This window comes from Coprococcus intestinalis (assembly GCF_023656595.1).
GTDB lineage: Bacteria > Bacillota > Clostridia > Lachnospirales > Lachnospiraceae > Coprococcus_A > Coprococcus_A intestinihominis.
Genome location: NZ_JAMOKJ010000010.1, coordinates 43,463 through 52,470 on the forward strand (window position 1 = coordinate 43,463; position 9,008 = coordinate 52,470).

12 protein-coding genes are annotated in these 9,008 nt (G+C 54.8%); 6 read left to right on the forward strand and 6 right to left on the reverse strand.

Annotated elements, in window-relative coordinates:
- The first annotated feature begins 34 nt into the window (after positions 1–34).
- The 6 genes from NBH03_RS08780 to NBH03_RS08805 all read left to right on the forward strand — a co-directional run bounded on the left by NBH03_RS08780 (position 35) and on the right by NBH03_RS08805 (position 3,212).
- Positions 35–364 (forward strand): hypothetical protein, encoded by a 330-nt coding sequence (locus tag NBH03_RS08780; RefSeq protein ID WP_250799241.1) that lies wholly within the window; start codon positions 35–37, stop codon positions 362–364.
- Positions 357–572, forward strand: a complete 216-nt coding sequence (locus NBH03_RS08785) for a hypothetical protein (protein ID WP_117527847.1) — start codon at positions 357–359, stop codon at positions 570–572. The genes NBH03_RS08780 and NBH03_RS08785 overlap by 8 nt, the downstream gene beginning before the upstream one ends.
- Before the next feature lie 79 nt (positions 573–651).
- The gene (locus NBH03_RS08790) at positions 652–840 is read left to right on the forward strand and encodes a hypothetical protein (RefSeq protein WP_250799243.1); all 189 of its coding nucleotides are present in this window, start codon (positions 652–654) and stop codon (positions 838–840) included.
- A 3-nt stretch (positions 841–843) separates the two neighbouring features.
- Positions 844–1,425, forward strand: a complete 582-nt coding sequence (locus NBH03_RS08795) for a hypothetical protein (protein WP_250799247.1) — start codon at positions 844–846, stop codon at positions 1,423–1,425.
- A gap of 45 nt (positions 1,426–1,470) precedes the next feature.
- Positions 1,471–2,847, forward strand: a complete 1,377-nt coding sequence (locus NBH03_RS08800) for a hypothetical protein (protein WP_250799252.1) — start codon at positions 1,471–1,473, stop codon at positions 2,845–2,847.
- 161 nt (positions 2,848–3,008) lie between these two features.
- Complete coding sequence (locus tag NBH03_RS08805; RefSeq protein WP_118199882.1) at positions 3,009–3,212, forward strand: hypothetical protein; 204 nt, start codon at positions 3,009–3,011, stop codon at positions 3,210–3,212.
- Between the two features lie 64 nt (positions 3,213–3,276).
- Here NBH03_RS08805 and NBH03_RS08810 read toward each other — a convergent pair whose 3' ends face one another.
- The 6 genes from NBH03_RS08810 to NBH03_RS08835 all read right to left on the reverse strand — a co-directional run.
- Positions 3,277–4,059 (reverse strand): hypothetical protein, encoded by a 783-nt coding sequence (locus NBH03_RS08810; RefSeq protein WP_118199883.1) that lies wholly within the window; start codon positions 4,057–4,059, stop codon positions 3,277–3,279.
- A gap of 24 nt (positions 4,060–4,083) precedes the next feature.
- Complete coding sequence (locus NBH03_RS08815) at positions 4,084–4,464, reverse strand: hypothetical protein (protein ID WP_195509435.1); 381 nt, start codon at positions 4,462–4,464, stop codon at positions 4,084–4,086.
- Positions 4,465–4,531: 67 nt separating this feature from the next.
- Positions 4,532–5,584, reverse strand: coding sequence for an ArdC family protein (locus tag NBH03_RS08820; protein ID WP_250799254.1), 1,053 nt, complete (start codon positions 5,582–5,584; stop codon positions 4,532–4,534).
- Positions 5,585–5,730: 146 nt separating this feature from the next.
- Positions 5,731–6,558 carry a class B sortase gene (locus NBH03_RS08825; RefSeq protein WP_250799258.1) on the reverse strand — a complete coding sequence of 276 codons (828 nt, stop codon included), beginning with the start codon at positions 6,556–6,558 and terminating at the stop codon, positions 5,731–5,733.
- Between the two features lie 5 nt (positions 6,559–6,563).
- On the reverse strand, positions 6,564–7,205 hold the full coding sequence (locus tag NBH03_RS08830; RefSeq protein ID WP_250799264.1) for a hypothetical protein: 642 nt from the start codon (positions 7,203–7,205) through the stop codon (positions 6,564–6,566).
- Positions 7,206–7,285: 80 nt separating this feature from the next.
- Positions 7,286–9,008: VaFE repeat-containing surface-anchored protein (locus NBH03_RS08835; protein WP_250799268.1), on the reverse strand; the 1,723-nt coding region annotated here is incomplete at its 5' end.

A 9,008-nucleotide genomic window follows, 5' to 3' on the forward strand; every position in this document is an offset into this window, starting at 1 on the left:
CAGTAATCAAGCTAGCCGTAAGAAAGGAGATACCATGGCGGGTAAGCCACAGGCGGAGAAAGCCGTTGAGCGTTTCCCGGAACTCGGGTGTTTCGCGGTTGCGGTGCGCCGTATCGTGTACGAGAAGGGGATGACGCTCGACAACGCCATCAAGAAAAGCGGAATCAGCAAATCCGCTTGGTTCGCTGGGATGGCCGGAAGCGGGGGAAAGCCGACACGTCTGCCTAGCCTTGCATCCTTTTTCGCCATTGCGGACGGTCTCGGAATCACGCCCGAGGAGCTAATTGCCGCGATGCGGAAGGAAGCCGGAGTGCGTGAGAAGAGCAATGGGGAGAGGGCTGAGAGGGCTGAGAACGATGAGTAGGATTTTCATCACCATTGGGAGCGCTCACTCGAAAGCCGCAAATGTAAACCCCGTGGACGGCATCTGGTGCTCCGACTGCGGATGGGCTGGGCGCGTCGAGGAGGATATGACGGATTCTGAGGAGAGCGAGGAGCCGCTGTTCGAGGAGTTTTCCGAATATGTCCCGAAGTTCTGCCCGAACTGCGGGGTGAACCTGCGTGAACCCTAGAGGTGTCCAGACAAAGGGACACCTGATGCGATAGGCTGTCCCTATCCGATAGAAAAGACCGGCAAGGTCGAGGAGAGAGATGGAAAAGGAACGTTTTCTTGTCGAGGTGGCGGTGAAGGGCGAGAAGGATTGGAAGGCGATACACATGTGCGGGAGCATGGCGGATGCCGTGCCGGTCGCGGATGCGGTACACAACCTCTCCTATCTGCTCGACACGCCCATCGCTATCCGCGTGCGCGAGAAGAGGGGCAAGGGTTTGGAGGACTGACGGATGGAAAGGAGCGAAGATTACATGGCAAAGCATTTTAGCGAAGTGAAGAGGGAACTTGAGCAGTCGGACGGGCATATGGCCGGTATCGGCCAGCAGCTTAAGCTCTCCGAGGAAGCGAGGGATGCCAGAAACGCCGGACGAAGGCTTGAGGACGAGAACGACGAGACCGACCTCATCGGAACCGTGAAGAAGCTGGAAGACCTTATCGCCGAGCAGCGCCGGAGTAACGAACGCATCGCAAGGGAGATGCGCGGGATGGTTTCGGAGATGAAGGATGTGCTCGAAAAGGTCGAGGAGCTGAGGAACGGCGCGGCGGACGCGCAGCATCAGGCGAATCAGATGGCACTCATGGGAGTTGCCAATGCCCAGCAGAAAGCTGGGGAGATGACCATAAAGAACGTCGAAGAGGTGACCGCAAGGAGCAGGAAGGTCATTGATTCGATGGTAGAGGAGTCTAAGAAGCGCATCGAGCGCCTTTCGATGGTGACGCTGCCCGATAGGCTGTTCTACTACAGCAAATGGATGGCGGTTGTCCTTGTTCTCATCATCCTCGTGCATGTCCTATGGGGTATGTTGGTGTAGAGACCTACCGGTAATATGGATAGATAGAGAGCAAGAAAACTTCTTATGAGACAGAAAGGACTGACAGAAATGAAGAATGACAGCAATATGTTTAACGACAACAGCATCGAGACTGAGGGTGTCCCGGCGGACAAGACCGCCGAAATCCCTAAGGTCGTGGATTCGACGAAGGAGGAGAACGCTAAGAAGCCGATTATGTTCTTCGGGCGCGAGTTCACCCGTAAGCAGGTCTGCGTGGCTGGTGCGGGAATCCTCTGTGCGGCGCTTCTCATCGGCGGCGGTGGGTATGCCATCACACATGCCGGGTGGACGGGCAAAGCGAATGTCCCTGCGGTGTCCCAGTCGAAGGACGATGAGAAGCAGGACATGGTACTTACCCTTGAGGTGAAGGCTGACGGCTGGGATGCGGACACTTCCACGCCCATTATCGCCCATATAGAGGATGCGGACGGGGAAGTAGACTTCTACACCGCCATCGCTGCGAACAAGCAGGTGACCGTGAGGGTCGGCAAGTCCGGTACCTATACCGTCACATTCATTTCACCGGTGAACGCCGACGGTTCCATCTATAAGGTGTCATCGAAGAAGGTTACCGCCGGGAAGGCCGATAAGAAGACAGCCGCCACGGGCGTGACTTTCGATAAGGTGGATGCGGACAAAGTGACGAAGGATGACCTGACAGCCATTGCCAAGGATGTTGCGGAAGCCGTGAAGAAGGGCGATTCTACTCTGACCGGGGACAAGGGTGCCGAGGTCGTGAAGAAGTTCGAGGACAACATCAAGAAGAACCCGAATGCCGATACGGATGCCGTCGAGAAGGAGACCGAGAAGGCCGAGGAGACCGCCAAGGAGGACAAGTCCGATGCGAAGACACCGGAGACCTCCGATGGCAAGAAAGATAATGGGAAGGCCGCAGGCAGCTCCGATAATTCTGGAAACAAGAGCAATTCATCTTCCAAGAAAGACGAAGGAAAATCCGATAGCAAGCCGAGTGGCGGCAACAGCAGCAACTCCGGCTCAAACACCAATTCAGGCAGTTCATCGAAAAAGGATGACACCCCGGCGCATGTTCATAAGTATGATATCTACCATCCTGCGGTGACCCATACGGAGAAGGTGTACCATCCCGCAGTGACCCATACGGAGAAAGTGTACCATCCCGCAGTGACCCATACGGAAGAGCGCTCAATTTGCAACGGCTGCGGAGCAGATATCACGGGCAATGAACAAGCTCATGCGTATAATGCACTTATGGCAGGCAATAAAGCATGTGGCGCATATCATACGGTATACAATACCGTAACAGATTCTGCGGCATGGGAGGAAACGGTTACGATTACAGATTCTGCGGCATGGGAGGAAACGGTTACGATTACAGATTCTGCGGCATACTACACTTGTTCCTGCGGTGCTCGGAAATAGGGGATTTCATGTTTACGGATATACCTCACGATTACTGCAATGAAGAGACCGGGCTACCAGTAAAGAATCACCTTCCGCCTGAGCTTGGCGCACGATTCAAGACGCGTAAGCAATGGCGCGAGTGGGGATATGAACCAAAACCCGGAGAGCAGGGTCATCGGATGCATCCGAGTTCGCTTGCCTATCGCAGCTATGTCTATTTCCATGAGAGCGAAGTATGCTCTTATGCTGGAACGGAACCGGCGGATGATGTAAGGTATCAGACTCATGTGAGCAAAAAGACCGTCGCGCTTGAAGAATGTACCGGCCATGGAGGTCTAGCGGCTATCGGCTGGAAAGAGCCTAGACCGTATCGTGCAGGATGACAAGACTAACAGTTAGAGAGTCCATATAGATGAAAAGCCCCGACCAAATGGCCGGGGCTTTTTTCTAATGCTCGTTATTCAGGTTTTTCGGTGGTTCCAACCCGTTCTGTTTCGATAGTTCTGTGGTTGCACCTTTCATATCACCGATTTCGGAACCGAAGAAATCCGGCTCCTCACGCTCAAACGAATGGGCGGGAACCGGAACGATGATACCACTGGAACCCTTGATATAGGAGAGAGCATCGTGGCGCTCGCCGACCTCGGTGAGCGACGCGGCGAGAAGGGAATCCTTGAACCAAGGGTATCGCTGTTGCAATTTCTCCATGACGGCCATCGCCTTGTCAATCGGCATCATCGCTAGAGACTCGTATCCGGAATACTGGGTATGGATGAATCCGTTGCGTTCCATGAAGATTCGGATAAGCGTCCAAGCGCCGCGCCAAGCGTTCGGCCTAATGGAGCTGTAATTTTCGCTGAGCGCAGCCGTTCCCAAATCAAAGTGAAGCTCCTTACGGGTGTCAGGGCGAGAGGAAGGGGATAACTGCATTCCGCTTTCAAGAAACTCCTTCACATCGTAGCTTTCACCGATTTCCGTGAAGGTGGCCGCTTTCAAGCATTTTTGGAACCAAGGAAACTCATTCATCATCTCATCTATGGTGCCATAAGCACGTTGATAGGACATGACGATATTTTCAGCCGATTCATATCCAGAATATTGTGGCTTTTCAAAGCAATGGGATTCCAGAAAGTCTTGAATGTCTGACCATGGATTCTTTTTACCAGTATAGAATCGTTCAACAGACTCGTTGTCTAGGTCGAAGTGAAATGCTTTCCTATCAAGTTCCATTTGGAATCCTAAGTGTAAATGCGGTTAGTCGTAAATACGTTCCGGACTGATATCCCGGATTACCTGTAGGTAGTCTTCACCCTCCGGTTCATTCATATCCTCATAGGTGCGCCATGACTTAATGTTCTGCATCACCCAAGGCTGTTTGGATAGAGTCGCGCAAACAGGGCACTGCGCCCCGAACTGCACCTTGCGGTTCTTTGCCTGCCAAGTACCAAGACCGATGCGCACGTTGCCCATCTGCTCCGCATACTTTCCCACGCAATCGTAGAGGTCATCTACGTTGTAGCCGTTCCTTTTTGCCTTCTCATCATCGAACTCGATGGTGAAGCGCCAAGGTCTCTTTTCCATTTCTGCCATACCTATCGTCCTTTCTGCCAGATGGCTGTTATCATATGTTACCATTATACTATAATGCCGGTATTACGGCAATATAGAAATTGAACACACGTTCTTTTTTGGCAAACGCATGTTACAGAACGGTGGAGAGAACGTTTTCTGGCATCTCGCTTTCCGGCTGGTGTTCGGATGCGCTTGCCATGTCATGACTCTCCCCGGCGAGCGATACCTCCTCTTCCAGTTCCGGTGCGTCAATCTCAATGTTCTTTCCCAGTTCCTCCTCGTAGCGCTCCATGATGAAGGTGTCCGCATGGTCGGCTTTCGATGCGGCTTTGAAGAGATAGGAAGGGTCGTTTTCGAGCGCATTCATCCAAGATTGCAGGTAGGCGACGTGGTTCTCGTAGAACTCCCCCTCCATATCGCATCCCTGTATGCCGAGGTCTGCCGAAAGGAAAAGGCTCCCGAGTTCTGCGACAAGCTCCTCCTCAGCATATGCCGGAGAGCCGAAATCGGTATCCAAATTGCGACCGAGAGCGGATGCATGGCCGGTGGAATGGGTCATCTCATGCAGTAGGACGCGGGTGAACGCTTCGTCCGAGCGGAAGGTCTCTCGCGGGGCGATGCGAATGCGGTCTGTGACCGGAAAGTAGGCGGCGCAGCGCGAGCGGTTGTTCTCGATGACTGGGCAGCGCGAAGATTTCTCAAGGTTTTGGGCGATGATAGCTGTCCGGTCATTCTGGTGGACGGGAGCGTTCTCCGGCGGGATGCCCTCGATATCCTCCGCATTGAAGACATTCCAGTAGCCCACGAGCTTCGGGTAGCGTCCGGCAAGCTCCTTCTCACCGGTATCCTCGTTTTCCTTGTAGAAGGCGAACTGCTTCCATTTCTCGATGAGCGCGGACTTGGCACCCTTTTTCACGTGCCAACCGGCATCCTTTATCTGGTTGAAGGTAGCCCACCGGTTGTCCGTATAGCCGCGCATGAACCCGATGAAGCCAAGATGCACACGGTTTCCGCCCTGATACACGGTGCCGGAGACGGGGTTGTGCGGTGTTAGGGAGGGCAGGTACGGTTCTGCCCAACGAAGCCCGTCGCGCTTCATGTCCTCGATGATTTTCTCAACGACCGCCTGACGCTGGTTATCAATAATCTCCGTAGGAGTCTGCTTCTGCTTAGATTTCATCATGGTCTCCTTTCCGGGAAAGCTCATTGAAATTATACGATAGCTGCCGCTTTTCCGACATGTTCTAAGAAAACGACCCCACAGAATCGCATCTGCGGGGTCTTGACGGTACGTTTGTAGCGTAGGTGCGAACGGATTGAAACCTGCCCTTATTCGGCATCAGAGCCAGTCTGACGGGATTCGGTCGAAACAGTTTCCGTTTGCGCCTGTTTTTGGTCGATACTGGTGGTCACGACCGTCCGCTCATTCTGCTTCCAGAAGTTATAGGAGCAGGAGACGAGGGAGATGACCTGATTCGGTTCGGAATCGGTATCGAGTACCATGGCGGCAGATTCTCGCGAAGAATCGTACCAGTTCCGAAAATCCGAATCACCGGCAAAGACCGTCCGTTTGGTCGGCTCCCATCCCTTCACGATATTCGCGAAGCGCACGGTGTAGCGCATCTTTTTATCGGGGGTCTGGATAAGTACCGTCCGACGCTCCGAAGCGAAGGATTTATCGCTATACCGTTGGATGTTGCCGAAGCAGGTGACCGCGTTCCCGAGGGTCAGGCTGTGTCCAAGGATGACGGCATTCGGACTTTGAAAGCCCTCTTTCTCGCATTCTGCGTCGAGATAGAGCGCACCCAAGGGATTGTAGTTTCGGTAGATATCGTGATGCAGGTAGTAATCCGGGTCGGATGCGTGGGCTTGCAGGATGGGATGGTTGATATCCGTTTGCGGGACGGTAATCCACCCGATAACGTCACTATTTACGCTCTTCCAGTAGTCCCAATCGACGGTGGGAAACTCGGGTTCCCGACCGCCTGTGTTTCCCGTGGCACTTTCCGTTTGCGTGCTGTTCGGTGACGGTGAGGGACTTGCATTCCGGTAGAAATGAAGCAGCACGCCGAAAAGGATGGCAGCGACGGCCAGGAAGACCGCCGCTGCCGCAAAGGCCGCACGGGATTTCCGGTTATGATTTCCCAATCTGGCCATCTGAATTACTTGCTGGCATCCGATGTGGCCTGCGGTGCATCCTTCGTCGCTCCGCAGGTGGTGCAGACCAGCTTGTCGATGACCGTCTCATCGTAAGCCGGGGTGTCGGTGACCTGCTTGTCATAGCCCTCGCTCACCATGACCTCATCGGTGATGGGGACGTTGGTGGAGTAGCCGGAGTGACCGGTTTGCTTGATATGCTCATCGGCCTTGCCGTCGATGACCTGCTTGCACTCATTGCAAACGGTATGGTAGGTGGTCAGGTTCTGGTAGACGGGTGCCACGTGCTCCGTGTGCGTCACAGCGTCATGGTGGACGGTCTTGTAGGTGATAGACCAGTCGTGGGTGTGAGACTTCTCTTTGCTCTTAGAGCCGTCCTTCGCAGACGCGTCGGAACCGCTTTCCTTGGAATCATTCGCCTGCACGGATTCGGCCTTGGAATCTGCATCGGTTTGGTGGCCGATGCCATAATAGGCACCGCCGCCGATGAGCGCGACGAGGGCAAGGCCGCAGATGGCGGCAATGACCTTCCGGTTATGCGGCTTCTTCTCGCTTTCCGGGTTCGCGTGCATGTTGTTCCCATCCGCAGGTGATTCGGTGGAATCTCCGTCGTTCATCTCGATATCGTTCTCTTTATCGTCCTTCATGGGTGTATCCCCCTTTCAAATTAAAAGGAAGGCAGGGTGCCGAAGAGCTGGCACCCTGCCGGTTTCAGGCGTTACGGGCACTAGGCTTCGGTGTTATCCTCTGCGCTCTCGTCCGCATCGCCCTTGGTGGTCTTGCGGCTCTTGATGCCGTAAGCGGTCGCGCAGCCTGCGGCAATCAGGAGGATGCCGATGGCGATGGCGATGTTCGTCATGTCAACGCCGGTCTTTCCGTAGGTGGAGCCTGCCGGGGTCGAGGTGACGGTCACGGACTGTCCCTCGTCGTTGATATCCTTATGCTCCGCCACGGTAACGTCCGTGGTCTTGCCGTCGATATCGCTCTGTTTGGTCAGCTCCTCGAAGACAACCAGTGTATGACCGTCGAGGGAGGTTGCATCGAACTCGCCGAGGTTGATGGAGACCGTGCCGCTCTCACTGTTCGGCGTGAACTTGAGTTCGGCGGTCACGCCCTTGTCGGCAACCTTCAAAGGTTCGCCGGTCTTCTTATCCATGAGCGTGGCATGGAGCGTGTACTCCTTGCCGGGAATAAGACCCTCGTACTTCACCTCGTCAGTGATGACGGCATCCTTGCCAGCCATCAGTTCATGGTCACCGTCGGACTTGTCAGTCGCAGTGGTACCGATGGTACTCGGGGCGAGTTTTACCGTCTGTCCCTCGTTGTCCTTATCGCATTCGCTCGCGACGATGGAAACGGGAGTCTCATCGGAAGCGTTCTCGATGCTGCCCTTGAACATGACCTCAAAGACCACGAGGTTCTTGGTCTCGCCGGACAGGCGGTCGATAACGTCGTTGGAGTTGAAGGTGTAGTCCATGTCGATGGAACCGGACTCCTTCTCAGGGGTGAACTCCGCCGTCTTGTAGACAAGGCAGGAGAGGAGGTCTTTGTTCTCCTCGGCATATGCCTTGACCTTGGCGAGGTCAATGGAAGCGGTCGGGAGCTTCTTTGCGTTCGACCAGTCGATACCGTTATCAGTGACCTCGACCTCATCGGCCTTGTAGGTCTCCTCGATATTACGGACGAAGCTTGTGCCGCCGTCTGCGGTGGCGCTGCCGCTACCCTCCAGACCGGTGAGCTTCCAAGTGCCGTCTTCCTGCTCGGTGAGAGTCTGGGTGTCGGTCTTGACAGTCCAAGTGCCGTCCTCGTTCTCGGTGCGCTCGGAAGCATCATAGGTGTAGGAACCGTCCGCGTTCTTCACGATGGCGGCACCGTTGCCCCAGTCCTTGTCCTTAACCTTGATGGAGTAGGTGTTCGACTGGAAGCCAAGCACGTTCATCAGGCCGGAGGTGAACTTGATGAGGTCATCCTCGGTATACTTCTTCGCGCCTTCGCCGGTCAGTACGGGAAGACCGGTCTTTGCATCCATCAGGATACCGGCCATGGTGTAAGCCTTGCCGGTGAGCACATGGTCGTACTCCACCTTGTCGGTGACGGTGGACTCGGCATCGGCGATGACGGTCTTGTCACCATCGAGCTTGTCCGTGGCTGTGGTACCAATCTCGGAGGTGTGCATGGTGACCGTCTGGTCTTCATCCTCGATATCGCTATGGGAAGCAATCTCCTTGTCCTTGTAGGACAGGGACTCGAAAGCGACCACCGGTGTGTTGTCCTTCAGAAGCGACCCATCGAAAGTGAAGGTTACATCGACGGTGCCGTAGGTGTCCTCGGGAACGAACTCGGTCTCGGCGGTGACGGGGTTGCCGTCGGCATCGAGGAGCTGCTTCTTCGTGACCTTGCCGTCCTTGTCGGTGACCTTCTCGTAGAGGGTGCCGGAAACCTTGTAGGTC